This window comes from Collimonas antrihumi (genome assembly GCF_018304965.1).
GTDB lineage: Bacteria > Pseudomonadota > Gammaproteobacteria > Burkholderiales > Burkholderiaceae_D > Collimonas > Collimonas antrihumi.
On the sequence record NZ_JAGQED010000045.1, the window covers coordinates 1 to 23,323 of the forward strand.

The 23,323-nt window shown below is 55.8% G+C and carries 28 protein-coding genes and 1 tRNA gene; 22 read left to right on the forward strand and 7 right to left on the reverse strand.

Annotated elements, in window-relative coordinates:
• The first annotated feature begins 379 nt into the window (after positions 1–379).
• The gene (locus KHU29_RS21330) at positions 380–592 is read left to right on the forward strand and encodes a hypothetical protein (protein WP_211455342.1); all 213 of its coding nucleotides are present in this window, start codon (positions 380–382) and stop codon (positions 590–592) included.
• Positions 593–701: 109 nt separating this feature from the next.
• Here KHU29_RS21330 and KHU29_RS21335 read toward each other — a convergent pair whose 3' ends face one another.
• Positions 702–1,166 carry an RDD family protein gene (locus KHU29_RS21335; protein ID WP_211455343.1) on the reverse strand — a complete coding sequence of 155 codons (465 nt, stop codon included), beginning with the start codon at positions 1,164–1,166 and terminating at the stop codon, positions 702–704.
• Positions 1,167–1,353: 187 nt separating this feature from the next.
• Here KHU29_RS21335 and KHU29_RS21340 point away from each other — a divergent pair, with 187 nt between their 5' ends.
• The 6 genes from KHU29_RS21340 to KHU29_RS21365 all read left to right on the forward strand — a co-directional run bounded on the left by KHU29_RS21340 (position 1,354) and on the right by KHU29_RS21365 (position 5,475).
• Complete coding sequence (locus KHU29_RS21340) at positions 1,354–1,686, forward strand: hypothetical protein (RefSeq protein ID WP_211455344.1); 333 nt, start codon at positions 1,354–1,356, stop codon at positions 1,684–1,686.
• Between the two features lie 346 nt (positions 1,687–2,032).
• Positions 2,033–2,377 (forward strand): hypothetical protein, encoded by a 345-nt coding sequence (locus KHU29_RS21345; protein WP_211455345.1) that lies wholly within the window; start codon positions 2,033–2,035, stop codon positions 2,375–2,377.
• A gap of 657 nt (positions 2,378–3,034) precedes the next feature.
• The gene (locus KHU29_RS21350; protein ID WP_211455346.1) at positions 3,035–3,250 is read left to right on the forward strand and encodes a hypothetical protein; all 216 of its coding nucleotides are present in this window, start codon (positions 3,035–3,037) and stop codon (positions 3,248–3,250) included.
• Positions 3,251–3,563: 313 nt separating this feature from the next.
• A complete protein-coding gene (locus tag KHU29_RS21355; protein ID WP_211455347.1) occupies positions 3,564–4,337 on the forward strand; it encodes an SDR family NAD(P)-dependent oxidoreductase in 774 nt (257 codons plus the stop codon).
• A gap of 83 nt (positions 4,338–4,420) precedes the next feature.
• The gene (locus KHU29_RS21360) at positions 4,421–4,732 is read left to right on the forward strand and encodes a DUF1302 family protein (RefSeq protein ID WP_343216089.1); all 312 of its coding nucleotides are present in this window, start codon (positions 4,421–4,423) and stop codon (positions 4,730–4,732) included.
• 395 nt (positions 4,733–5,127) lie between these two features.
• A complete protein-coding gene (locus KHU29_RS21365; protein WP_211455349.1) occupies positions 5,128–5,475 on the forward strand; it encodes a hypothetical protein in 348 nt (115 codons plus the stop codon).
• A gap of 66 nt (positions 5,476–5,541) precedes the next feature.
• Here the strand turns inward: KHU29_RS21365 and KHU29_RS21370 are convergent, their stop codons facing one another.
• The gene (locus tag KHU29_RS21370; protein WP_246542415.1) at positions 5,542–6,279 is read right to left on the reverse strand and encodes an IclR family transcriptional regulator domain-containing protein; all 738 of its coding nucleotides are present in this window, start codon (positions 6,277–6,279) and stop codon (positions 5,542–5,544) included.
• Between the two features lie 342 nt (positions 6,280–6,621).
• On the opposite strand from KHU29_RS21370, the gene KHU29_RS21375 reads away from it, so the two are divergent.
• The 3 genes from KHU29_RS21375 to pcaF are packed head-to-tail and all read left to right on the forward strand — an operon-like array spanning position 6,622 to position 9,178.
• Positions 6,622–7,287: a 3-oxoacid CoA-transferase subunit A gene (locus tag KHU29_RS21375; protein WP_211455351.1), complete on the forward strand. Its 666-nt coding sequence runs from the start codon at positions 6,622–6,624 to the stop codon at positions 7,285–7,287.
• A complete protein-coding gene (locus KHU29_RS21380) occupies positions 7,284–7,955 on the forward strand; it encodes a CoA transferase subunit B (RefSeq protein WP_211455352.1) in 672 nt (223 codons plus the stop codon). Before KHU29_RS21375 ends, KHU29_RS21380 begins: the two co-directional genes overlap by 4 nt.
• A gap of 20 nt (positions 7,956–7,975) precedes the next feature.
• Positions 7,976–9,178 (forward strand): 3-oxoadipyl-CoA thiolase, encoded by a 1,203-nt coding sequence (gene pcaF, locus KHU29_RS21385; protein WP_211455366.1) that lies wholly within the window; start codon positions 7,976–7,978, stop codon positions 9,176–9,178.
• Between the two features lie 72 nt (positions 9,179–9,250).
• Here the strand turns inward: pcaF and KHU29_RS21390 are convergent, their stop codons facing one another.
• On the reverse strand, positions 9,251–9,400 hold the full coding sequence (locus KHU29_RS21390) for an alpha/beta fold hydrolase (protein WP_211455353.1): 150 nt from the start codon (positions 9,398–9,400) through the stop codon (positions 9,251–9,253).
• Between the two features lie 108 nt (positions 9,401–9,508).
• Here KHU29_RS21390 and KHU29_RS21395 point away from each other — a divergent pair, with 108 nt between their 5' ends.
• Positions 9,509–9,814 carry a hypothetical protein gene (locus tag KHU29_RS21395; protein WP_211455354.1) on the forward strand — a complete coding sequence of 102 codons (306 nt, stop codon included), beginning with the start codon at positions 9,509–9,511 and terminating at the stop codon, positions 9,812–9,814.
• Positions 9,815–10,070: 256 nt separating this feature from the next.
• Here KHU29_RS21395 and KHU29_RS21400 read toward each other — a convergent pair.
• Positions 10,071–10,146: transfer RNA gene (locus tag KHU29_RS21400), tRNA-Asn, on the reverse strand.
• Between the two features lie 108 nt (positions 10,147–10,254).
• Complete coding sequence (locus tag KHU29_RS21405) at positions 10,255–11,472, reverse strand: amino acid aminotransferase (protein WP_211455355.1); 1,218 nt, start codon at positions 11,470–11,472, stop codon at positions 10,255–10,257.
• Between the two features lie 138 nt (positions 11,473–11,610).
• Here KHU29_RS21405 and uvrB point away from each other — a divergent pair, with 138 nt between their 5' ends.
• Complete coding sequence (gene uvrB, locus KHU29_RS21410; RefSeq protein ID WP_246542414.1) at positions 11,611–13,692, forward strand: excinuclease ABC subunit UvrB; 2,082 nt, start codon at positions 11,611–11,613, stop codon at positions 13,690–13,692.
• A gap of 262 nt (positions 13,693–13,954) precedes the next feature.
• On the forward strand, positions 13,955–14,746 hold the full coding sequence (locus tag KHU29_RS21415; protein WP_211455356.1) for a uracil-DNA glycosylase family protein: 792 nt from the start codon (positions 13,955–13,957) through the stop codon (positions 14,744–14,746).
• A 23-nt stretch (positions 14,747–14,769) separates the two neighbouring features.
• Here the strand turns inward: KHU29_RS21415 and KHU29_RS21420 are convergent, their stop codons facing one another.
• Positions 14,770–15,558, reverse strand: a complete 789-nt coding sequence (locus KHU29_RS21420; protein ID WP_211455357.1) for a TetR/AcrR family transcriptional regulator — start codon at positions 15,556–15,558, stop codon at positions 14,770–14,772.
• Between the two features lie 356 nt (positions 15,559–15,914).
• Here KHU29_RS21420 and iscR point away from each other — a divergent pair, with 356 nt between their 5' ends.
• The 9 genes from iscR (at position 15,915) to iscX (ending at position 22,325) form a co-directional block, all read left to right on the forward strand.
• Complete coding sequence (gene iscR / locus KHU29_RS21425; RefSeq protein WP_211455358.1) at positions 15,915–16,397, forward strand: Fe-S cluster assembly transcriptional regulator IscR; 483 nt, start codon at positions 15,915–15,917, stop codon at positions 16,395–16,397.
• A 17-nt stretch (positions 16,398–16,414) separates the two neighbouring features.
• Entirely contained in the window at positions 16,415–17,668 is a 1,254-nt protein-coding gene (locus tag KHU29_RS21430) for an IscS subfamily cysteine desulfurase (RefSeq protein ID WP_211455359.1), read from the forward strand.
• Positions 17,669–17,738: 70 nt separating this feature from the next.
• On the forward strand, positions 17,739–18,137 hold the full coding sequence (gene iscU / locus KHU29_RS21435) for a Fe-S cluster assembly scaffold IscU (RefSeq protein WP_038486996.1): 399 nt from the start codon (positions 17,739–17,741) through the stop codon (positions 18,135–18,137).
• A gap of 41 nt (positions 18,138–18,178) precedes the next feature.
• Positions 18,179–18,502 (forward strand): iron-sulfur cluster assembly protein IscA, encoded by a 324-nt coding sequence (gene iscA / locus KHU29_RS21440; protein WP_014007106.1) that lies wholly within the window; start codon positions 18,179–18,181, stop codon positions 18,500–18,502.
• 97 nt (positions 18,503–18,599) lie between these two features.
• Entirely contained in the window at positions 18,600–19,115 is a 516-nt protein-coding gene (gene hscB, locus KHU29_RS21445; protein WP_211455360.1) for a Fe-S protein assembly co-chaperone HscB, read from the forward strand.
• Positions 19,116–19,157: 42 nt separating this feature from the next.
• Complete coding sequence (locus tag KHU29_RS21450; protein WP_211455361.1) at positions 19,158–19,784, forward strand: LysE family translocator; 627 nt, start codon at positions 19,158–19,160, stop codon at positions 19,782–19,784.
• A 27-nt stretch (positions 19,785–19,811) separates the two neighbouring features.
• On the forward strand, positions 19,812–21,677 hold the full coding sequence (hscA, locus tag KHU29_RS21455; protein WP_211455362.1) for a Fe-S protein assembly chaperone HscA: 1,866 nt from the start codon (positions 19,812–19,814) through the stop codon (positions 21,675–21,677).
• 48 nt (positions 21,678–21,725) lie between these two features.
• Positions 21,726–22,064 carry an ISC system 2Fe-2S type ferredoxin gene (gene fdx, locus KHU29_RS21460; RefSeq protein ID WP_211455363.1) on the forward strand — a complete coding sequence of 113 codons (339 nt, stop codon included), beginning with the start codon at positions 21,726–21,728 and terminating at the stop codon, positions 22,062–22,064.
• 66 nt (positions 22,065–22,130) lie between these two features.
• A complete protein-coding gene (gene iscX / locus KHU29_RS21465) occupies positions 22,131–22,325 on the forward strand; it encodes a Fe-S cluster assembly protein IscX (RefSeq protein WP_211455364.1) in 195 nt (64 codons plus the stop codon).
• Between the two features lie 100 nt (positions 22,326–22,425).
• On the opposite strand, the gene KHU29_RS21470 is transcribed toward iscX, so the two are convergent.
• On the reverse strand, positions 22,426–23,130 hold the full coding sequence (locus KHU29_RS21470) for an outer membrane lipoprotein (protein ID WP_211455365.1): 705 nt from the start codon (positions 23,128–23,130) through the stop codon (positions 22,426–22,428).
• Positions 23,131–23,323 lie beyond the last annotated feature (193 nt).

The window sequence follows — 23,323 nt, forward strand, 5'->3', positions numbered from 1 at the left end:
TTGATCATTTTGACGACCTCAAGCTTAAAGCTGGGGTCGAAATTGCGGCGTTGCCTTGTCATGCAAATCTCCTCGGATGGTGGATTGTCCACCTATCGAGGTGTCCGGGCAAATTAGACCACTACAGCTTGAGGTCTTCAGTAAGAAATCAAAATAAGAGGAGTCTTCTCAACCGGGAAGATTCTTTTTTTTTTCGCTTTGAATTCTCCCGCCGCATGACTTTACTTCCATCACTACTCTCCGTGATGAAGTTAAAAGACAAATCGCGGAAAATATGTCACTGTAAGACCCAATGGCGGTTTCGTATCGGGATATGGCGCCGGTCTTGCGAGACTGCTGTAAAAAAACAGGGACAATTCGATTCGAAGCAGGGGAAAAGATGAAAATGACTTACTGGATTGCCGAAAATATAGAGGGCGACAAGACCGACGCGATCATTGCCAGAACCAAGCATGATTGCGAACAGAAAGTCTTGGCTTATGCAAGCTCTTCAGAGTACCGCCAGCCTGTAAAGAAATCCTTCCTCTACGAGGATGCATTCGATTTGTTCGAGATCGCAACTGCCAAAGATGGCGGCCGAGGAATGGGGTAGAGCGGCTGCGTTCCCGTTCCCGAGTACCGTTAGTCGCAGTGAACTGATTCTGTTCCGCAGTTTAGTTGCTGCCAAAAAGCAGTTTGCCGGCAATTTAACGGCATGAATGCTACTCCCCGAATTTGACGGGTTCCGTGCCTCTGTTTTTCCGTCGCACCACAACGGTTCCGGCAAGTTTGTCATGCCATCCTTGCTTGCGTTTATCGATTCCCACCCAGATTAGGCCAAGACAAAAGGGAATTGTGGAAACGAAGTAGCCTGCATACCGGATCAGATTTTGCTGGAGGCTTGGCTTCCCGCCGGTCTTTGCATCGACGATGGTGGCGCCTATCGCCATTTTTCCAGGTGTCGCTTGTCTTGCGTTCCAAAATACGATGACAACGATTACCGGCAATATGTAAGAAACTAAAATATTCGCCGACCCGCTAAGTGTCACGCCGGACGCCAATTCTTCCCTTCCATAAATGGCGAACAAGATCGGGAAAATCACGATCATCATCAGCACAGTGTCAATCAAGGTGGCCCAGACTCTTAGCCAAAATCCGACATATTCGAATTCGGTCGATTCACTCATTTTTTTATCCTGTCTTTATTGTGTATGCGCCGGAGTGCACCGGATGCGCTTTTCTTGATAGATAAACATCCACCTGCCCAATTGTAATGGAATGTAAGGGTGGTCAACAGCTTCCTTGCACCACGCGTTTATAGCACAAGGCCTCAGGAATCTCTTGAGGAAATCTAGATAACGTAAAGGTGTAAAAATGAATAAATTACTCGCTACTCTGATCGCCGGTTTGTTCGCTACTTCTGTTTTTGCTGCTACAGCTGCCCCAGCGGCACCAGCCGCCGCGGCTCCTGCCGCAGTGACTGCGCCTGCAGTAAAGGCTGACGCAAAAGAAACGAAAGTTGATGCCAAAGCCGATGCGAAAGAACAAAAAGCCGACACAACCGCGAATGCAAAAGTAGCAGATGCCAAAGCCGATGCCACGGCAACCAAGGCGAAGGCGCATCACAAAGCTGTAAAGACCAAAGCCAAGGCCAAAGCAAGCGCCGCAGAAGCCAAGGAAGATGCGAAAGAAGCTGCACCTAAGTAATTAATCAATTCGATGTGGATTCAAAGAGGCAGGCTCGTCCTGCCTCTTCTGCTTTTGGAGAATCGAAATGAAAAAAATTCTAACCGTAGCAGCAGGATTGATCGCAGGCGCGACGCTGATGAGCGCGCCGCGAACATCGCGACCATGATCATGGCGACCGCCGTGGTCACGACGATTAAGCACGGCACATAATCATGGCAAGTAACCGCGCGGATTGTGTGGTTACAACTGGTTACGACAAAAACATTTTATATCGTAGGCGCGGCGATGCCAGCTGGCGTTAATCAAGGGCAGCACCAGCCAATTCGGCATTCGAAACACCACACAGAGAAAAAGGGGATACAACATGATCAAGCTCAATCGCTCAGGAAAAGCAGTCATTCTCACCGCACTGGTCGCTGTCTTTGCCAGCGCTGCCGGCAGTGCAATGGCTGACACAACGTGGCAAAAGAATCATCCACGCCGTGAACAAGTCAACAATCGCCTGAATAACCAGAATAAGCGTATTCACAATGAGGTCAAAGAAGGCGAAATAAGCAAGGCCCAAGCCAAGACCTTGCACAAAGACGATCATGCAATCCGCCAGGAAGAACGCGATATGGCCAAACAAAACGGCGGCCACATCACCAAATCGGAACAAGCGGTATTGAATCAACAGGAAAACGGCGTCAGCAGGCAAATCGGCAAGTAGCCGGGAGTTGAATGGCAATTGAACCACCGCAGCGGATAGAGCCTGGTTGCCGTTCTATCCGCCGTCAAACGCCAATGCCAGCGCCGGGTTGATGTGTTTTTACAACAAGAGGCAGATGGCGTTGGCTGCTTTGCGTTTGTCATCCTTATGTCATATGGCTTGTGGAAAATGCGAAATAGCAGGGATTCAGTAATGAATAATGCGATTGAATCGCAATTTTTTATGACAAGAGTGCTGACATGAGAACGTTTTTACATTTATATCGTTACTACCGGAAAGGTGGTTACCGCGTATTTCCGGCAGTAAAAAGAGCTAATCACGCGTGGAATCACGGATTTTAAAATCCGGCATGAATGTGGTCTTGAATAAAGGCCGTCTTAAATAAATGCTGCCATAAGTTTGGCAGCGGATTTTTCGTATTCCCCCGGTCCGATCATTGTTGAACTCAATGAGCGCGCGTCCTCGCCGTATGGCGGATTCATGTGGATTCTTCACGAAATATTCCGCATGGCAAATGTCGCTACCAAAGATTTAATGCGATAGCCTGAAGTTTGGCTTGTGCATCCGGATAACTAACCAAACCGTGCGATACGTTTGAGACCAGCCGCGGACAGTGCTAGGATAGCTTTCTAGCTGACCCTGTCTGGAGCAATTGCCATGGATAGTCCCGAGCTGAAAATCACCGAAGCCAGCCGTTTGCACGATCTCGCAAAAAATAAATATCTTATCGAAATATCCCGCGAACAACGGGACCCTGCGGTAATCGAAAAATTGAGATTTGAAATGGATGCCGCGCTCAAGAACTTTGTCGATTCGACCAATGAGGTTGATTTGGATCATCCCTCAACGCCTCGGGCCGCCGGCGCCGGTTGAAAGTATTCCTGCAGCCACGTCCAAGCTCCGGGTGCGCGCCTTCTTAGCGGCATCGGCTTGCCGACCGAATATGTTCCGACCCAGCATGCGGCCCACGTCGTCCTGACGAAGACTCAATGACGGGCGGGGCATAAATATATGCATCGACACTTTAAACCGCTGCTTTTGGTTTGAGTCATTTGATTCATTTCACCTATTATCCATGTCAAGCCGCATGGCGGATTCCATCCGGCAACCTCCAAAGAGACGATGCATTTAACAAAGCCTCTACGTAGCATCTTCGTCAATAACAACTATATAAGCGGAGATAAACATGGAAGAAAGCCAGGAATTTCCCGGAGGCGTCGCGCTGGTGATCGGCGGTAGCGGCGGCAATGGCGAGGCAATCTGCCATCGCTTTGCCGATAGTGGCAGCGATGTGATTCTGACCTACCATCGCAATGCGCAGCGCGCACAACAGGTGGTAGCGCAGGTGCAGGCGCTGGGCCGGCGTGCGGAGGCACATCAGCTGGCGATCGGCGATGAAGCGGCTGTGCAGGCGCTGATTGCCAGTATCGCGGCGCAGCAGCGCATCCACACGGTGGTGATCGCTGCCGGATCCGATATTTCGCAGCCGCTGATTCGCGATCTGACACCTGGCGACTGGAAAAAAGTGATTGATGCAGACCTGAACGGTTTCTTCAATATCGTACACGCCAGCTTGCCGCACCTCAAAGCGCAGGGCGGCGGTTCCTATGTGCATATCAGTTCGGCCGGCTTGCATCGATGGCCGGAAGGCGATGTGCTGTCGGTCGCGCCGAAAGCTGCGATCGAATCGCTGATCAAGGGTATCGCAAAGGAAGAAGGGCGCTTCGGCATCCGCGCCAACAGTGTGGCGATCGGTGTAATTGAGGCTGGCATTTTCCTGCGCCTGTGGGAGGACGGTACTTTCGACGAAAAATGGGCGCAAGCGGTGCAAAAGAACCTGTGCGTCAAACGCTGGGGAAAGCCGCAGGAAGTCGCAAATGCAGCGGTGTTCCTGGCTTCCAACCGTGCGCTGTACACCACCGGGCAAATCATTTCAGTTGATGGCGGCTACGGCGTTTAGCGACGCTTGTAACAGTGCTTGCAACAGCACCTGACGCTGCTGCATGTCGCCATGAATCCATTGTATTGCTGCAGTCTCTTCCCGTGGCTATTGGATATCTGCACCCGGGTGTCGCGCCGAACGGCAGCATCATCAACCCGAACGTGGTCAACCTGGCGAACGGACAAATCGGCGAATACTCGCTCGCCTATGGCGAAGGTATCAAACTATACGGCGCCAGCTTCAGTACCACGCTCGGCGGCGCAAACGTGGCCGGCGAAGTGTCGGTACGTTGCAACACGCCGCTGGTCAGTACTGCACAGGCGGTGCTGCCTGGAATGAATGTCGACGGTGGTTCGCCATTGTTTGCGATCGGTAAATCTCAAACTGGCCGTAGACCTGCATTCACAGCGTGATGCAGTGGAGACGGAACGCGCATTGTATGCGGGGGTGGTCGACCGCATGCTGGTGCGCCTGATTCCGGGGACCGTCTAAGAGACTCCCTGCGACAGTGGTATGAAGGGGGCACGCCGATGCTGGAACGACACATTTCGGGCTTTCATGGACCAATGCTATACCCAGCGTCTCAATTTAGGGTTTTGCTATGTAATTCGATCAAGGAGTATGTTAGATTAAAGGCAATTATTGTGATGTACTAATTGACGATACCTCTTATAGTTGCCGCTATGCAATTCGAGTGAAGTTCTCCCGTTAATCCAGTCGGGTAGAAAGTGCATTTGAGTTGGCGGCGAAATCGGCGACAGTCCGAGATGCAGACCAATTCTCGTTGTTTTTGGATTCAGGGGAAACGATGCTTTTAAAATATTCTGAGAGCCAGTCCGCCCAGTCGGCAGCAACCGGGACAGCTGGAAAAGAACCCTCCACTACTGCTGAAAGCATCCTCGCCAGCTCACTTTTTTACCGTCTCAAACGCGATGTTCTGGAGCTTGTCGCCAACATGAATCATGGCGTCAGCCACAACGATTGTGAAATCATCAAACGGCAAACCATGTTCGTGCAGTCACAGCTATTGCATAGTCTGTACAACGATCCGTCATTGCCGTCGGATCTCAAGATTCTTCTGATGGACTACCACGCGAAAAGTATCCGGGCGACAGTGGGTGACCGGCGTGGCGAGCATTTGCGGGATAAGCCTTAGCAGGTACGGAATGATGCGTCCAGCTGTTTCTGACTTGCCTGGGCGCCTTACAGTTTGCGTTGCCGCTCAACGCAGCAGGACGGACAACTCTTGGGCGCCGCGTAACAGTACGGGTAGGAATTCCTGCTCCAGTTGACTGACGCTGACACGCGCTGCCTGCGCGCCCACGTTCAACGCCGCCAGGACCGTGCCCGATGCACCGCGCACCGGCACCGCTATGGAGCGCAAACCAAGTTCCAGTTCCTCATCATTGATAGCGTAACCAGCCTGGTGCACGTCTGCCAGGATCGCACGTAGCCGCTTGACACTGGTTACCGTGTTCTCGGTCATCGGCCGCAGTTTGGTACGGGCAAGGTACGCGTCAAGCTGGGCTGGCGGCATGTGCGCCAGCATCACGCGTCCCAGGGAGGTGCAGTAGGCGGGCAGGCGGCTGCCAGTGTTCAGCGCAACCGACATCACGCGCGAGGTGGCGGCGCGGGCTACGTACAGTATTTCGTCATCGTCCATCACCGCCAGCGAGCTCGATTCATTCAGTGTACGGCTGATGTTGTTCAGACAAGGTTGGGCCGATACGGTCAGCGGCGTCGACGACAAATAAGAGTAGCCTAAAGTCAGTATCTTGGGCCGCAGCGAGAAATTATTCAGCTCCGCGTCCACATAACCCAACTCTCGCAGTGTATGCAGGCAACGTCGCACGGCAGCACGCGGGATGCCGGTTTTCTGGCTGATGTTGGCGATGGTTTGCGGCTTACGCGAATCGCTGAAGGCCTGTACCACGGCGAGGCCGCGTGCCAGCGATGTCATGAAACTGGGGTCTGCCAGCGCGTCGATCTGTTCGGCGATGCTGGGGTCGCGCTGTTCTGCGTGGTCCTCTGCGTGCTTCTCCCCTTGCTTCTCTGCGTGTTTCTCTGTTGTTTCGGCGGCAAGGCCGGCTTTGGCGGTAGTGGTCTTGGACATGGCGTGATTTTAATGCAGGCGTTGGGTTCGAAAGATGTTTTTTCTTGACCTCGGCGGTCAATGCTAGATACACTAAGCGTTCGGTAATCAATCATTTGTTCGATTATCGCACACAATTGTATGTTTGGCTAAGGCAGCCGGCAGCGTACGACAGCAAGTCAGCGGCCGTGCGCATCACCGAGGTGGAATATGATCGACAAAACATTTGAATCAATCGAGCGCGCCGTGGCCGATATTCATGACGGCGCGACAGTCATGATCGGTGGCTTTGGCAACGCCGGCATGCCGGCGGCGCTGATCGACGCACTGATTGTGCAAGGCGCGCGTGAGCTCACCATCGTCAATAACAACGCCGGCAACGGCGATACCGGCCTGGCGGCACTGCTGGCGGCAGGGCGGGTGCGCAAGATCATCTGTTCCTTTCCACGCCAGGCCGATTCCCAACATTTCGACGCGCTATACCGCGCCGGCAAGATCGAGCTGGAACTGACCCCGCAGGGCAACCTGGTCGAACGCATCCGTGCCGCCGGCGCCGGCATCGGCGGCTTTTTTACGCCGACCGGCTACGGCACGCTGCTGGCCGCCGGCAAGGAAACGCGCGAGATCAATGGCCGCATGTATGTGCTGGAGTCGCCGATCCACGCCGACTTTGCGTTGATCAAGGCGCTTCACGGCGACCGCTGGGGCAATCTCGTGTACCGCAAGACCGCGCGTAATTTCGGTCCCATCATGGCGATGGCGGCCAAAATTACGGTGGCCCAGGTGCAGAAAGTGGTGGCGCTGGGTGAGCTCGATCCGGAAGCGATAGTTACGCCCGGTATCTTTGTCCAACGCGTGGTACAGGAGGCCCTATGACGAACCCGAACCCGAACCCGAACCAGAATCGATACACCCGCGACCAAATCGCCGCTCGTGTGGCGCAGGATATTCCAGAAGGAGCCTACGTTAACCTCGGCATCGGCTTGCCGACCAAGGTCGCCAACTACCTGCCGCCCGAGCGCGAAGTATTCCTGCACAGCGAGAACGGCTTGCTCGGCATGGGCCCCGCCCCGGCGCCTGGCGAGGAGGACGAGGACTTGATCAACGCTGGCAAGCAGCCGGTGACGCTGCTGGTCGGTGGCGCCTATTTCCACCATGGCGATTCGTTCGCAATGATGCGCGGCGGCCATCTGGATATCTGTGTATTAGGCGCCTTCCAGGTGGCCGCCAACGGCGACCTGGCCAACTGGCACACCGGCGCGCCGGATGCGATTCCGGCAGTCGGTGGCGCGATGGATCTGGCTATCGGGGCCAAGCAAGTGTTTGTGATGATGGATCACCAGACCAAGGCCGGCGAAAGCAAGATCGTCGAGCACTGCAGTTATCCGCTGACCGGCGTGGCCTGCGTCAACCGTATCTACACCGACCTGGCCGTATTGGACGTCACGCCGGCCGGACTCACGGTACTGGAAATGGCGCCCGGGCTAACCTTTGAAGAATTGCAGGCCGCGACCGCAGCAACTTTGCTGCCGCCGGCGAAATGAGCGAGGACAATATGAAAGAAGTGAAAGAAGCATTCATCTGCGATGCGATCCGCACGCCCATCGGCCGCTACGGCGGATCGCTGAAGGATATGCGCGCCGACGACCTCGGCGCGGCGCCGCTGCGTGAACTGATGCGTCGCAATGCCGGCGTTGACTGGAAAGAAGTCGATGATGTGATCTACGGTTGCGCCAACCAGGCCGGTGAAGACAACCGCAACGTGGCCCGCATGTCGGCGCTGCTGGCCGGTCTGCCACAGGAAGTTCCCGGCTCCACTGTCAACCGTCTGTGCGGTTCCGGCATGGATGCGGTTGGCACGGCGGCGCGGGCGATCCAGTCCGGCGACGCCAGCTTGATGATCGCCGGTGGCGTCGAATCGATGACACGAGCGCCTTTTGTCATGGGCAAGGCAGACGCGGCGTTTTCGCGCAGTGCCGCCATCTACGACACGACCATCGGCTGGCGCTTTCCAAACAAGGTGATGAAACAACTGTACGGCGTCGACGCGATGCCGGAGACAGCCGAAAACGTGGCTGACGAATACAAGATAAGCCGTGCCGACCAGGACAAGTTTGCCTTGGCTAGCCAGCAAAAGACAGCGCGCGCTCAACGCGACGGTCTGTTCAGCGACGAGATTGTGCCGGTGTCGCTGGCGCAGAAAAAGGGAGAGCCCATCGTCTTCGCGCAGGATGAACATCCGCGCGAGACCACGGCTGAAGCGCTTGCCAGGCTGAAAGGTGTGGTACGCGTTGATGGCAGTGTGACGGCCGGCAATGCCTCCGGTGTCAACGACGGCGCCTGCGCGTTGCTGATTGCCAGCGCCGAAGCAGCGGCGCGCCACGGCCTGACGCCTCGCGCGCGCATCGTCGGCATGGCGACGGCGGGCGTGGCTCCACGCCTGATGGGCATCGGCCCGGCGCCGGCCACAAAGAAACTGATGCGCCAGCTGGGCATGACTTTGGCGCAGATGGACATCATCGAACTGAACGAAGCCTTTGCTTCGCAAGGACTGGCCGTACTGCGTGAGTTGGGCCTGCGCGACGATGACCCGCGTGTCAATCCGTTGGGCGGCGCGATTGCGCTGGGCCACCCGCTGGGCATGAGCGGTGCGCGGCTGGTGACTACCGCGATGTATCAACTGCACCGCACCGGCGGCCGCTATGCGCTGTGCACCATGTGCATCGGCGTGGGGCAGGGGATTGCCATCGTCATTGAACGGGTGTGACGCCTCGGTGCGTGATCAGGGCGCATAAGTTTACCTGCGGCGGCGCCAGATTGAGGGTGCCGCCGCAGTTGTTTACAGATTCCCGATGAAGCTACGTACCACCTGGCTAAAGGCCTGCGGCTGCTCGATGTAGCTCAGATGCGAAGCGTCCTTCAATACTTCTAATCGGGCGCCGGGTATGCCGTTCGCCAGCGTCTGCGACATCGCTACCTGAATAGCCAATGGTCGCCTGAAAATACCGGCCTGGTTGGCAAACTGAAGGGCGCGATCGACAATGACGTGTTCAACAGTGCGGGGCCAGAGAGCAACATCTATAAGAACGCTCGGGCTATGCATCAACTGGAAGCAAGGACGCTGGATGATCCAACCGGCATCTCAAAACTGATGGACTCGGATCCGTACAACCCGATGAACCGGACCACTTCTTACGAGAAAATCCCGAACGCAATCACCAATCTATCCGAGGCACAATTCAAGCACATTATTGACACGTATCGGAATCTCCAGCCAGAAATACAGCCGCTCGGAGATGCCGCTATTGCTACGCTCAAGGCACACTATGGCGACAAGCTGATGAGCGAAGGGATGGGTAGGCCAGAGTCCATTTCCGCTTCAATACGGCGCGCCCATTGTTGAGCCTGCTTCTGCGTGTCGAAGGTGCGATATGTGGGCTTGTATCCCTTGCGGCGAACTTCAGCCTGCCAATATGCACCACGTTCTTTAATGTATGCCATTCCAGTTTCTCCAATCGTTGATAAAGCGCTTGGTCTGGATTTTTTCATTCCGGCAGATTTCCGGCAAAGGCCAGTTTTTGAATCTCGTCGGGAATAAATAGACGAAAAAAAAGCACTTCGATTTCTCGTAAGTGCTTGATTCTCTACTACTAATGTTCTGGCTCCCCGACCTGGACTCGAACCAGGGACCTGCGGATTAACAGTCCGTCGCTCTACCAACTGAGCTATCAGGGAATTGAAAGAAGCAGAATTATAGTCTTGAATTCGCTGAGTTGTCAAAGCTTTTTCTAAACTTTTCTACATCCCCGGAGCAGTCGCTACAACTTCTCCGGGAGCCGAATATTACAGGACTTTTGCGATTGCGGCGACAACATTATCAATATTTTTTGTATTGAGTGCTGCCACGCAGATGCGGCCGGTGTCTACCGCGTAGATCGAGAACTCATCGCGCAGGCGATCAACCTGGGCTTTGGTCAGGCCGGAGTAGGAGAACATGCCGCGTTGCTTGGTGACGAAATCGAAGTCGTGGCCTGGTGCTTGTTCTTTCAGTTTCTTCACCAGCAGATGGCGCATTTCGCGGATTCGTACGCGCATGCCGGCCAGTTCTTCTTCCCACAGTTTGCGCAGCTCTGGCGACGACAGGGCGGTGGCGACTACCTGGCCGCCGTGGATTGGCGGGTTGGAGTAGTTGGTGCGCACAACGCGCTTCAATTGCGACAGCACGCGGCCGGCTTCTTCTTTGCTGGCAGCGACGATGCTCAGTGCGCCAACGCGTTCGCCGTACAGCGAGAACGATTTGGAGAACGAGTTCGATACGAACAGCGGGCCGCCGGCTTCGGCGAAGCGGCGTACTACCTGGCCGTCGGCTTCGATGCCGTCGCCAAAACCTTGGTAGGCCATGTCGAGGAATGGAATCAGGCCGCGCTGGGTCACTACTTCGATGACTTGGGTCCACTCGGCATCGGTCAGATCGGCGCCGGTCGGGTTGTGGCAGCAGGCGTGCAATACGACGACCGAGCCGCTGGCCATGGTCTTGAGCGCGTTCAGCATGCCGCTGAAGTTGACGCCGCGGGTGGCTGGATCGTAGTAAGGATAGTTGTTGACGGTGAAGCCGGCCGATTCAAACAGTGCGCGGTGGTTTTCCCAGCTTGGATCGCTGATCCAGACTTGCGCGTCGGCTGCGGCGAAGCGCTTGAGGAAATCGGCGCCCAGTTTCAATGCGCCGGTGCCGCCGATGGCTTGCACGGTGATCGCACGTTTCTCTTGAACTACCGCGCTGTCGGCCCCAAATACCAGTTCTTGCACAGCCTTGTCGTAAGCCGCCAGGCCTTCGATCGGCAGGTAGGTGCGCGGCGACAGTTTTTCAATCAGCAGCGCTTCAGCCTTTTGCACACATTCCAGCAGCGGCACCTTGCCGTTGTCGTCGTAGTAGACGCCGACGCCGAGGTTGGTCTTGCCTGGATTTTGATCCGCATTGAAACCTTCGGTGATGCCGAGGATAGGATCGCGTGGCGCCATTTCGATGGCGGTGAAGAGGGAGGCTGAAAGAGGTGCGTTCATCGTGATAACATAAAAAGTTGGCTGCAGATTGAATCTTAGATTGAATCTTGTAGCCGGGTTGAATGCTGTGCCGGGTCACGAATACTTCGCTGATCGGCGCGGATTTACTACCGCTTATTCTACCAAAGGTCGAGGCCCATGGCTGACATATCACAGGTTTCCAGTAGCGTTGACGAGTCTAAAATCGTCACTTTTCCCAATTCGCCGTACAAATTGTTCCAGCCGTTCCTGCCCGCTGGCGACCAGCCGACGGCGATCGCCAAGCTGGTGGAAGGGGTGGAAGACGGCTTGTTTTACCAGACGTTGCTGGGCGTTACCGGCTCCGGCAAGACGTATACGATGGCTAACGTGATCGCCCGCATGGGGCGGCCGGCTATCGTTTTTGCGCCGAACAAGACGCTGGCGGCCCAGCTGTATAGCGAGTTTCGCGAGTTTTTTCCGCATAACGCGGTGGAATATTTCGTTAGTTACTACGATTATTACCAGCCGGAAGCCTATGTGCCGCAGCGCGACTTGTTCATTGAGAAAGATTCGTCGATCAATGAACATATAGAGCAGATGCGCCTGTCATGCACCAAATCGCTGATGGAGCGGCGCGATGTGGTTATTGTGGCAACGGTGTCGGCGATTTACGGTATCGGTAATCCTAACGAATACCATCAGATGATCCTGACCTTGCGCGCCAAGGACAAGGTCAGCCAGCGCGACGTGATCGCACGCTTGATCCAGATGCAATATAGCCGCAATGAAATCGATTTCGGCCGCGGCACTTTCCGCGTACGCGGGGATACGATCGACGTGTTTCCGGCTGAGCATGCGGAGTTGGCGGTGCGCATCGAGATGTTCGACGATGAAATCGACAGCCTGCAATTATTCGATCCTCTGACCGGCCGCGTGCGGCAAAAGATTCCGCGTTTTACCGTATATCCGGGCTCGCACTATGTGACGCCGCGCGCCACCGTGCTGCGCGCTATAGAAACCATCAAGGATGAGTTGCGCGATCGGCTCGAGTTTTTCCGTAAGGAAAATAAATTAATCGAAGAGCAACGCATAGAGCAACGCACCCGTTTCGATCTGGAAATGATGCAGGAAATCGGTTTCACCAAAGGCATCGAAAACTATTCACGTCATTTGAGTGGTGCCTTGCCGGGCGAGCCGCCGCCGACTTTGGTTGATTACCTGCCGCCGGATGCGCTGATGTTCCTGGATGAATCGCATGTGCTGATCGGCCAGCTTAACGGCATGTATAACGGCGACCGCGCGCGTAAAACCAATCTGGTGGATTATGGTTTCCGCCTGCCGTCGGCGCTGGATAACCGGCCGCTGCGTTTCGATGAATTCGAAGGCAAGATGCGGCAGACGGTTTTCGTATCGGCGACGCCGGCCGATTATGAAAAACAGCACACCGGCCAGGTGGTGGAGCAGGTGGTGCGGCCGACCGGCTTGATCGATCCTGCCATCGAGGTGCGGCCGGCCTTGAGCCAGGTCGATGACTTGATGACTGAAGCCAATGCCCGCATCAAGAAAAACGAGCGTGTGCTGGTGACGACGCTGACCAAGCGCATGGCCGAGCAGCTGACCGAATTCCTCAGCGATAACGGCATCAAGGTGCGCTATCTGCACAGCGATATCGAGACTGTCGAGCGGGTTGAAATTATCCGTGATCTGCGTCTGGGCACCTTCGACGTATTGGTCGGGATTAACCTGCTGCGCGAAGGCTTGGATATTCCTGAAGTGTCGCTGGTGGCGATCCTGGATGCGGACAAGGAAGGCTTCCTGCGTTCCGAGCGCAGCCTGATCCAGACCATAGGCCGCGCCGCGCGTAATCTGAACGGTACCGCGATACTGTATGCGGACCGGATGACCGACTCCATGCGCCGTGCGATCGACGAAACCGAGCGCCGCCGCAACAAGCAGATTGCTTTCAATACGGCGAACGGCATTACGCCGGTAGGCATCAGCAAGCAGATCAAGGAATTGATTGACGGCGTCTACAGCCCGCAAGAAGCGCGCGAAGAGCTGCATGCGGCGCAGGATCAGGCCAAGTATGAGGCGATGAGCGAGAAACAGGTGAGCAAGGAAATCAAGCGCCTGGAGAAGCTGATGATTGATCATGCCAAGAACCTGGAGTTCGAAAAAGCCGCGCAGGTGCGCGACCAGTTGCATGTGTTGAAGACGCAATTGTTCGGTGCGCCCGGGGCCGACAATATTGTTTTGTAGTTGCAGCGCTTTTAGGTAAGTTGCCTAGTTGTCCGGGCAAGGCTTGCGATGCGTCGTCCCCGCGTACACGGGGACCCATGTTAGCTGCTGAAAAATGGTTTCCCGCGTGCGCGGGAATGACGGGGACGCCTAGTTGGGGACGCCTAGTTGGGGTCGCCTAGTTGGGGTCGCCTAGACGAGGACGCCTAGCTGGGAACGCCTAGTCGGGGTCGCCAATGACAAAGCGGAGCGCTATTTTTAACCTGTGTTTTTCTTATGGCTTATGACTGATTTTCTTCCTGTTTCAATTCGTGCTGCTTTAGACGGCGTGCATGCTTCCTGGCTGACTATTCTGGAGGATGGCTTGCGCGCTGTAGCGCAGGCTAATCCGGCCTATTTGCAAGATCTGGCCGTGGTCGATTATTTACCAACTGAAGGCCGCATGTTTGCCGCCTTCACCCAACCGCTGGATGCGGTGCGCTATGTGCTGGTAGGCGAGGGGCCTTATCCGCGTGCTGCAAGCGCTACCGGTGTGTGCTTCATGGATGGCGCTGTCGGTTCCTTGTGGTCGGAGAAGGGTTTGTCGAAACAAGTCAATCGCGCCACCTCCTTGCGCAATTTCATGAAGATGTTGCTGGTGGCCGATGGTCAGCTGGCGATTGAAAGCACTGCCGGCGACGCCATGCTGGATGTAGCGCAGCGGGCGCAAACGAGCGGCTCGCCGGCGATCCGGTTGCTGGCTGATTTGCAGGCCAATATGGTGGGGCAGGGCTTCTTGTTGTTAAACGCTTCGCTGGTGTTTCGTCCGGATGTGCCGCCGGTGAAAGATGCCAAGGCCTGGCAACCGTTCATGCAAGCAGTATTGCAAGGGTTGGCCGATGCTGCGGACAAGCGTGGCGAGAGTCTGCCGACGCTGGTGTTGTGGGGGAAAATTGCCGAGCAGTTGAATGCTTATCCGGTGACCGCGCGCTTCCCGAAAGCGGTGGCCGAGCATCCTTACAATCTCAGTTTTATCGGTAACGCCGGCATGCAGGCCTTGTTCGGGCCGATGCAGTTATTGCGGCGCGCAGGTTGATCGCAAGACGCTTGGTTTTAGATTTAGATCAAGCTCATTTGCCGTAAATCGATTTCCGCCTGTGTCAGCGGTTTGTCGGCTGCCGGCGCCGGACTGAGATCCAGTTCCGGCTCGGCGGCAGGCGCTGCAGCTTTTGGCGCTGGCGCGGGTTTGGCGCGTTTGCTGCTGGCGGCGACGTTGGCGGTTGGCGCGGCCGGGGTGGCGGTCGCCAGCCAGCGCTTGAGCATGTCGTCAAACAGCGCCAGCATCGCTTCCGGCAATTCCGGCGTGTAGGCTTGCCGGATCACGATGCCATCCCACATGGCGGTCAGCAGCAACGCTGCCGCATGCGCATCCAGGGCCTGGTCGATCTGGCCGCGTTCCTGGGCGGTGCGCAGCATGTCTGCCAGGCCGTCCACCCATTCTGTCTCAGCTTTCTTGATCACCGCGCCGACGCGCTTGTTGCGCAAGCCTTCGGCGTAGATTTCTGTCATCAGACCAGCATCGCTGATGGCGGCGTAACGCTGGGCGAAGGCGCGGGTGATGGCTGACAAGGCTTGCGGCAGGTCGTCGGTGTCGTGAAATTCTGACAATAAAGTGCGTGCCTGACGCCGTTCGTCCTCCGCCATCGCGGCAATGATCGCATCCTTGCTGGTGAAGTAGCGGTACACAGCACCTGGCCCCAGGCCTACCTCGGTGCAGATTTCCTGCATTGAAGTCTGGTGAAAACCGGTCTTGCGGAAGCACTTCCCTGCGGATTTCAGGATGTCGACGCGTTTCTGGTCAGCTCTCTGCGTCGGTGATTGCGGTGTCTTGGATTTGCGGATGGCCATACTGAGTGCTGCTCAAAAGAGGACTGTGCGGAGGGTCGACATTATAGGTTTAAGCGCGGCTTTATAGGCGTACCAATTTAGAATAAATTTTTTGTTGTTAACACCATTTTCGTGCTGTTCTTGTTATAGGAGTTTGTGTATATAAGGCAATTTTCCTGCCTTGGCGACAGTCCGGATAATGCCCTTGTTTGTTGTGTTTGTATAAATGACAATTGCCGGCAAAGCCCCGTCTGGCGCGGGATTCCGGGAATTGGGTAATACCTGACGGATTCACTCAAGTTTGGTATACTGGCGTAACACTACGTAATCCCGAAAAAAGGATACGCGGATAGGATAGGTTTGAGAGCGGAGATTACATGCGTCTGACTACAAAAGGCCGGTTTGCGGTAACTGCGATGATCGATTTGGCATTGCGGCAGGGCAAAGGTCCAGTTACTTTGTCCGCAATTAGCGAGCGTCAAGAGATTTCCCTGTCATATCTGGAACAATTGTTCGGTAAATTGCGTCGTCACCAGATTGTTGAATCCGTGCGCGGGCCAGGCGGCGGATACAACCTGGCGCGCAAGGCTGAAGACGTCACAGTGGCAGACATCATTATCGCGGTCGACGAACCGCTGGATGCGACCCAGTGCGGCGGCAAGGAAAACTGCCACAGCCCGGACCATGAGGGCGGCGGCCGTTGCATGACGCATGACCTGTGGTCGACCTTGAATGCAAAAATGGTCGAATACCTGGATTCGGTGTCGCTGAAGGATTTGGTAGACCAGCAACATGCGCAGCAGAAGAAGACCCTGGAACAAAATGTGGTGGTGATGCATCGGTCCCACCTGGTTGCTTGATTGGAGCTAGAAAAAGTATGAACGCACCCTTGGAAAAAAGCCTGATAGACACGTTGAAGGCACCTCACTTCCCGATTTACATGGATTATTCGGCCACCACGCCGATCGATCCGCGTGTTGCCGACAAGATGATTCCGTATCTGCGCGAGCAGTTCGGCAATCCGGCTTCGCGCAGCCATATGTATGGCTGGTCTGCTGAAAAAGCTGTCGAAGATGCACGCGAGCAGGTCGCCAGGCTGGTCAACGCCGATTCACGCGAGATCATCTGGACTTCCGGCGCCACTGAAGGCAACAACCTGGCAATCAAGGGCGCAGCCAATTTCTACAAAACCAAGGGCAAGCACATCATCACGGTCAAGACCGAGCACAAAGCTGTGCTGGACGTGGTGCGCGAGCTGGAGCGGCAGGGCTTTGAAGCGACTTACCTGCAACCGCAAGACAATGGCCTGATCACGCTGGAACAGCTGGAAGCAGCGATCCGTCCTGACACCATCCTGATCTCCGTGATGCTGGTCAATAATGAAATCGGCGTGATCCAGCCGATCCCGGAAATCGGCGAACTGTGCCGGCAAAAGGGCATCATTTTCCATTGCGACGCTGCGCAAGCTACCGGCAAGGTGGAAATCGACCTGGAAAAATGGAAGGTCGACCTGATGACTTTCACGGCCCACAAGACCTATGGCCCTAAAGGCGTCGGCGCTCTGTATGTGCGTCGCAAACCGCGCGTCCGTCTGGAAGCCCAGATGCATGGCGGCGGTCATGAGCGCGGCTTGCGTTCAGGTACTTTGCCGACCCACCAGATCGTCGGCATGGGTGCAGCTTTCGAAATCGCGCGCGAAGAAATGGAAGCTGAAGGCATCCGTATCAAGGCACTGCGCGATCGTCTGGCGAACGGCCTGAAAAGCATGGAAGAAGTGTATATCAACGGTGACATGGAGCACCGCGTGCCGCATAACCTCAACGTCAGCTTCAACTATGTTGAAGGCGAATCGCTGATCATGGCGATCAAGGATATTGCGGTATCGTCCGGTTCGGCATGTACTTCGGCCAGCCTGGAGCCTTCGTATGTGTTGCGCGCGCTGGGCCGCAACGACGAGCTGGCGCATAGCTCGATCCGCTTCACTATCGGCCGCTTCACCACCGAAGAAGACATCGACTTCACGATCAACCTGATCAAGAGCAAAGTGGCCAAACTGCGTGAGTTGTCGCCGCTGTGGGATATGTACAAGGATGGGATTGATATCAGCGCCATCAAATGGGCGGCACACTAAGAGAATTTCGTTGCGGTTTGGTGAATTTTGGTAACACTCACCGCCGCGGCATCAAATAAGGAGTAGCAAAATGTCTTATTCAGCAAAAGTTTTGGACCACTACGAAAATCCACGCAACGTCGGCGCTTTTGAAAAGGGCGACGAAACCGTGGGTACCGGCATGGTCGGCGCGCCTGCATGCGGCGACGTCATGAAGTTGCAGATCAAGGTCGGCGCCGACGGCGTTATCCAGGACGCCAAGTTCAAGACCTACGGTTGCGGTTCGGCGATTGCTTCGTCGTCGCTGGTGACCGAATGGGTCAAGGGCAAGACGCTGGATCAAGCGATGTCGATCAAGAACACCCAGATCGCCGAAGAACTGGCGCTGCCGCCGGTCAAGATTCACTGCTCTATCCTGGCTGAAGATGCGATCAAGGCTGCGGTTGAAGATTACAAAGCCAAGCACGGCGAACAGAAGCAGGCAGCTTAAAGGCTAATCTAGCTAATCTGGCAAAGAGAGATCGACGGCATATGGCAATCACACTTACTGAAAAAGCGGCGAAGCATATCAACCGCTACATCGAGCGGCGCGGCAAGGGCATCGGCCTGCGCTTCGGCGTGCGCACGACGGGTTGCTCGGGGCTGGCTTACAAGCTGGAATACGTGGACGAGAAGACTGACGAAGATGCAGTGTTCGAATCGCACGGGATCCAGGTGTTCGTCGATCCCAAGAGCTTGCCTTATATCGATGGCACCGAGCTTGATTTTGCGCGTGAGGGTTTGAACGAAGGTTTCAAGTTCTACAACCCGAACGTCAAGGATGAGTGCGGTTGCGGCGAGAGTTTCCGGATCTGACACTGGATTTCAGACGGTCCGGTTGACCCTGCATCACGTTGGATTAGATGGATGACCCAAGCCTGTTGCACTCCAACAGGCTTTTGTTTTGAGACTCATGCAAAATCATTTCGAACTATTCCACCTGCCGCAAAGCTTTACGCTTGATTCGTCGGCGTTGGAGCGTGCCTATCATGAGGTGCAGAATCAGACGCATCCGGACCGTTTCGCCAGCGCCAGCAGTGCTGAAAAGCGCGTGGCGATGCAATGGACAACCCGCGCCAACGAGGCCTATCAGACACTCAAGAGCCCGTTCAAGCGCGCCGCTTATTTGTGCGAACTGAATGGCGTCGAATTGCAGGCCGAGTCGAATACGGCGATGCCGGCGGCGTTCCTGATGCAGCAGATGGAATGGCGCGAAACGCTGGACGATGCGCGCGCTGCAAAGAGCGTGCCGGCACTGGAACAGTTGGACAGCGAACTGCGCGCAGCCCGCAAGGCCGATTTGCAGCGCATCGGCACTTTGCTGGATGCACACGATTTCCAGCAGGCTGCGCAATACGTGCGGCAGCTGATGTTCCTGGACAAATTCGGGGAAGAGATCGGCAATGCGTTTGCCGTTCTTGAGTCGTAAGTTTGCACATTGTTATTTACACCTTATTAACCGAGTACGAGCATGCCTGAAGTCTGGTTATTCTTGATTGCCGCAATAACGTTGACTCTGGCCCCCGGGCCGGACAATATCTACGTGCTGACGCGCGGGATAACGCAGGGCCGCAAAGCCGGCCTGGTCTCCGCACTGGGTTTCAGCTCGGGTTTGATTTTTCATACGATGCTGGCAGTGCTGGGATTCACCGCGCTGATCAAGGCATCGCCGCTGGCGTATTCATTGTTGCGCTATGCCGGCGCCGGTTATCTGATCTACATCGGCGTGCGTACTTTGCGTTCCCACTCGGCGATCCATTTGCAAGGCAATGCCGAGGGCAATGCCGAGACGATGAAGCTGTCGCGCATCTATTGGCAAAGCGTGATCGCCAACATGCTGAATCCGAAAGTGACCTTGTTCTTTATCGCATTCCTGCCACAGTTCGTGAATGCAAGCGCCGGTCATATTCCGGCGCAGATGTTGTTGCTGGCAGCAGTATTCATCGCGCAGGCATTGGCAATTTTCAGTCTGGTGGCCCTTTTTTCCGGCATGGTCGGAGCATTTTTCCAACGCAAGAAATCGGCCGCCACTACCATGAACCGCTTGGCGGGCTGTGCATTTATCGGACTCGGTATTCGCATCGCTCTGCCCCAATAAAGCAATAAACGAAAAGCAAGTCACCCTATGGCACTTTTACAAATTTCCGAACCAGGCATGTCCACCGCGCCGCATCAGCATCGGCTGGCGGTAGGGATCGATCTGGGCACCACCAATTCATTGGTCGCTACGGTGCGCAACAGCATTCCGGAAGTGCTCAATGATGAAGCAGGGCGGCCTTTGTTGCCATCCATCGTGCGCTATCTGCCGAACGGCAATGCACATATCGGCTACAAGGCGCAGGCTGCGCAGACCACCGATCCGAAGAACACCATCCTGTCGGTCAAGCGTTTCATGGGACGCGGCCTGAAAGATATCGCCTACGCAGAAAACCTGCCTTACGATTTCCTCGATGTGCCGGGCATGGTGCAATTGAAGACAGCTGCCGGGGTCAAGAGCCCGGTTGAAATCTCAGCCGAAATCCTGGCCACGCTGCGCCAGCAAGCTGAAGATGTGCTGGGTGACGATCTGGTCGGTGCGGTGATTACAGTGCCGGCTTATTTCGACGATGCGCAACGCCAGGCCACCAAGGATGCCGCCAAACTGGCCGGCCTCAATGTGCTGCGTCTGCTGAACGAACCTACCGCTGCGGCGATTGCCTACGGCCTGGATAACGCCTCGGAAGGCGTGTATGTGGTGTATGACCTGGGCGGCGGCACCTTCGATATATCGATCTTGAAACTGACCAAGGGTGTGTTCGAAGTGCTGGCAACCGGTGGCGATTCGGCACTGGGCGGCGACGATTTCGATCACAGGGTAATTTGCTGGATCAGCCAGGAAGCAGGGCTGGCGCCGTTGTCCGATGAAGATGCGCGGGTGCTGATGGTCAAGGCGCGCGAAGCGAAGGAACTGCTCTCCACCAAAACCGAAGTGACGATCGATGCTGCCCTGGGTTCCGGTGAGCAAGTGCATTTGCTGCTGACGTCGGAGATTTTTGACGAGATTACCCAGCATCTGGTCGCCAAGACATTGACGCCGACGCGCAAAGCACTGCGTGATGCTGAATTGACTGTGGATGATGTGGACGGCGTGGTGCTGGTCGGCGGCGCTACCCGCATGCCGAGCATTCGCAAGGCGGTCGGCGCTTATTTCCAAACCACGCCGCTGGCGAATATCGATCCTGACAAAGTGGTGGCGCTGGGCGCTGCGATCCAGGCCAATCTGCTGGCAGGTAACCGCGCTCCCGGCGATGACTGGCTGCTGCTGGATGTGATCCCGTTGTCGTTAGGTATCGAAACCATGGGCGGCCTGGTGGAGAAGGTTATTCCACGCAATTCGACCATCCCTTGCGCCCGTGCACAAGAGTTCACCACCTTCAAGGATGGCCAGACCGCGATGGCGATCCAGGTTCTGCAAGGCGAGCGCGAGCTGGTCAGCGATTGCCGTTCGCTGGCGAAATTCGAGTTGCGCGGCATTCCGCCGATGGCGGCCGGCGCGGCAAGAATCCGGGTGACTTATCAGGTCGACGCCGATGGATTGCTGTCGGTCTCGGCGCGCGAATTGCGTTCCGGCGTGGAAGCATCGATCAGCGTCAAGCCGTCTTACGGATTGGCGGATGATGACATTGCCAGGATGCTGCAGGAGTCGTTTGCCTCGGCTGATGTCGACATGCAAGCGCGTGCCTTGCGAGAAGAGCAGGTGGAGGCAGAGCGTATCGTGCTGGCCACCGAATCGGCTTTGCATGCCGACGCTGCCTTGCTGTCCGAGCAGGAACGGGTCGACATAGCCGGTTTGATCGATGCCGTCCGCGTGCAGGCGCAGGGCACGGATCATGTGGCCATCAAGGCCGCGGTCGACGCATTGGCGCACGGTACCGAAGATTTCGCCGCCCGTCGCATGGACCGCAGCGTGCATGATGCGCTGACCGGCAAGACACTGGACCAAGTGTCGTAGAAACCATATAAATTCATAAAGACTCAACCTATTCCCGAGGTAAACCAAGTGCCCCAAATCGTCGTATTGCCCCATCCTACTTTCTGCCCGGAAGGCGTCGTGATCGACGCCCCAAGCGGCCAATCCGTTTGCGATGCCTTGCTGACGCACGATATCGAGATCGAGCACGCATGCGAGAAATCCTGTGCCTGCACCACTTGCCATGTAGTGGTGCGCGAAGGTTACGCATCGCTGAACGAGCTGGACGATAAAGAAGAAGATTTGCTGGACATGGCCTGGGGCCTGGAAGCGACTTCGCGCCTGTCATGCCAGGCCATCGTCGGCAAGGAAGACCTGGTGGTCGAGATTCCGAAGTACACGATCAACCACGCCAGCGAGAATCATTAAGCGTCACTAAGTGTCGCTAAGTGCACTAAGCGCTACCAAGCGTAACTATACAGAGAGGACCAGCACATGAAATGGACCGATACATTGCGCGTTGCAGAAGCCTTGTACGACAAATTTCCAGATATCGATCCAGAGAAGATCCGCTTTACCGATCTGCACAAATGGGTGCTTGAACTGGACGGCTTCGAGGACGAGCCTAATCGTTCCGGCGAGAAGATCCTGGAGGCGATACAAGCGGCCTGGATAGAAGAAGCCCGCTAAACAAAAGAAACAGAAACGCCGCACAAAGAAAAACCCGCTGTCGCTACAATCGTAGCGACAGCGGGTTTTTCGTTTTCAGCTTGAATCAGGCTGATGCGGTTTAGCCGCGTCCTTCCAGATGGCCGTTAACTACGCGGACCGGATCACCGACACGCCATCCCTGGCTGGATTGCGGGAAGCTGCGAACCTTGCCGTCTTCCATCCGCACCATGACTTGATAGGTAGTGTTGGTGCGAGTGCGTTTTTCCACTTCATTACCCGCAAAACCACCACCAACGGCGCCGGCGACAGTCGCCAGGGTATTACCGTTGCCATGGCCGACCTGATGGCCCAGGACACCACCCAGCAGCGCACCTGCCGCAATACCTACGCCACTAGGCGGCGCTGCATGCTGGATTGCCTGGATCGATTCAACCCGGCCGCAGCTGCGGCAGATGGCTGGTTGTTGAGGCGCTTGTTCTTGCTGACGCGGGGCAGCGGCATACTGAGGACGTGGCGCTTGCCTTGGATCCTGCGCCTGCTGCAGTTGCTGTTGCGTTGGTTGCTGCTGCGGCTGTTGCTGATAGTAGCCGTTCTGGTTGGCAGCCGGTGCGCCATTTGGCATCGGTTGGCCGTTCTGTTGCTGTTGATTGTTGTAGTCCGCAGGCGCTGTCGACATAGCAGCGAGTTGCGCCGGATTCGAACCTTGTGAGCTAGGGAACAAGCCGGTCATGGCGGCCACGCCCACCAGGCTGGCCAGCATCACTGCCACAGCCGCGCCGGCAACCAGCGGATGAATGCGATTATTCGGTTTCGGGTTATCCATTATTACCTCCAGGAGAATTTTTGTTTGTTGGTTAATGTAATTATCAAAGGTTCAGATGCCGAACGCTATGCTGATAATGTGTCAGATGTATCCTTATGTAACGAATTCCCGCAGCAATAAAAGAATTGGGGTCAGAGCCGCGCGGGGAGCGTAATTTACGACAGTCTCACCATCGTAAATTACGCTCCCCGCG

Coding starts and splice junctions, on each gene's coding strand:
- KHU29_RS21355 (WP_211455347.1), top strand. CDS start 3,564: ATGGAAGAAAGCCAGGAATTTCCCGGAGGCGTCGCGCTGGTGATCGGC.
- hscB (WP_211455360.1), top strand. CDS start 18,600: ATGCAAAATCATTTCGAACTATTCCACCTGCCGCAAAGCTTTACGCTT.
- iscR (WP_211455358.1), top strand. CDS start 15,915: ATGCGTCTGACTACAAAAGGCCGGTTTGCGGTAACTGCGATGATCGAT.
- KHU29_RS21415 (WP_211455356.1), top strand. CDS start 13,955: ATGACTGATTTTCTTCCTGTTTCAATTCGTGCTGCTTTAGACGGCGTG.
- KHU29_RS21430 (WP_211455359.1), top strand. CDS start 16,415: ATGAACGCACCCTTGGAAAAAAGCCTGATAGACACGTTGAAGGCACCT.
- KHU29_RS21335 (WP_211455343.1), bottom strand. CDS start 1,166: ATGAGTGAATCGACCGAATTCGAATATGTCGGATTTTGGCTAAGAGTC.
- KHU29_RS21375 (WP_211455351.1), top strand. CDS start 6,622: ATGATCGACAAAACATTTGAATCAATCGAGCGCGCCGTGGCCGATATT.
- iscU (WP_038486996.1), top strand. CDS start 17,739: ATGTCTTATTCAGCAAAAGTTTTGGACCACTACGAAAATCCACGCAAC.
- KHU29_RS21470 (WP_211455365.1), bottom strand. CDS start 23,130: ATGGATAACCCGAAACCGAATAATCGCATTCATCCGCTGGTTGCCGGC.
- KHU29_RS21330 (WP_211455342.1), top strand. CDS start 380: ATGAAAATGACTTACTGGATTGCCGAAAATATAGAGGGCGACAAGACC.
- KHU29_RS21380 (WP_211455352.1), top strand. CDS start 7,284: ATGACGAACCCGAACCCGAACCCGAACCAGAATCGATACACCCGCGAC.
- hscA (WP_211455362.1), top strand. CDS start 19,812: ATGGCACTTTTACAAATTTCCGAACCAGGCATGTCCACCGCGCCGCAT.
- KHU29_RS21340 (WP_211455344.1), top strand. CDS start 1,354: ATGAATAAATTACTCGCTACTCTGATCGCCGGTTTGTTCGCTACTTCT.
- KHU29_RS21345 (WP_211455345.1), top strand. CDS start 2,033: ATGATCAAGCTCAATCGCTCAGGAAAAGCAGTCATTCTCACCGCACTG.
- iscX (WP_211455364.1), top strand. CDS start 22,131: ATGAAATGGACCGATACATTGCGCGTTGCAGAAGCCTTGTACGACAAA.
- KHU29_RS21365 (WP_211455349.1), top strand. CDS start 5,128: ATGCTTTTAAAATATTCTGAGAGCCAGTCCGCCCAGTCGGCAGCAACC.
- KHU29_RS21420 (WP_211455357.1), bottom strand. CDS start 15,558: ATGGCCATCCGCAAATCCAAGACACCGCAATCACCGACGCAGAGAGCT.
- KHU29_RS21405 (WP_211455355.1), bottom strand. CDS start 11,472: ATGAACGCACCTCTTTCAGCCTCCCTCTTCACCGCCATCGAAATGGCG.
- iscA (WP_014007106.1), top strand. CDS start 18,179: ATGGCAATCACACTTACTGAAAAAGCGGCGAAGCATATCAACCGCTAC.
- uvrB (WP_246542414.1), top strand. CDS start 11,611: ATGGCTGACATATCACAGGTTTCCAGTAGCGTTGACGAGTCTAAAATC.
- KHU29_RS21350 (WP_211455346.1), top strand. CDS start 3,035: ATGGATAGTCCCGAGCTGAAAATCACCGAAGCCAGCCGTTTGCACGAT.
- KHU29_RS21395 (WP_211455354.1), top strand. CDS start 9,509: ATGCATCAACTGGAAGCAAGGACGCTGGATGATCCAACCGGCATCTCA.
- KHU29_RS21370 (WP_246542415.1), bottom strand. CDS start 6,279: ATGACATCGCTGGCACGCGGCCTCGCCGTGGTACAGGCCTTCAGCGAT.
- KHU29_RS21450 (WP_211455361.1), top strand. CDS start 19,158: ATGCCTGAAGTCTGGTTATTCTTGATTGCCGCAATAACGTTGACTCTG.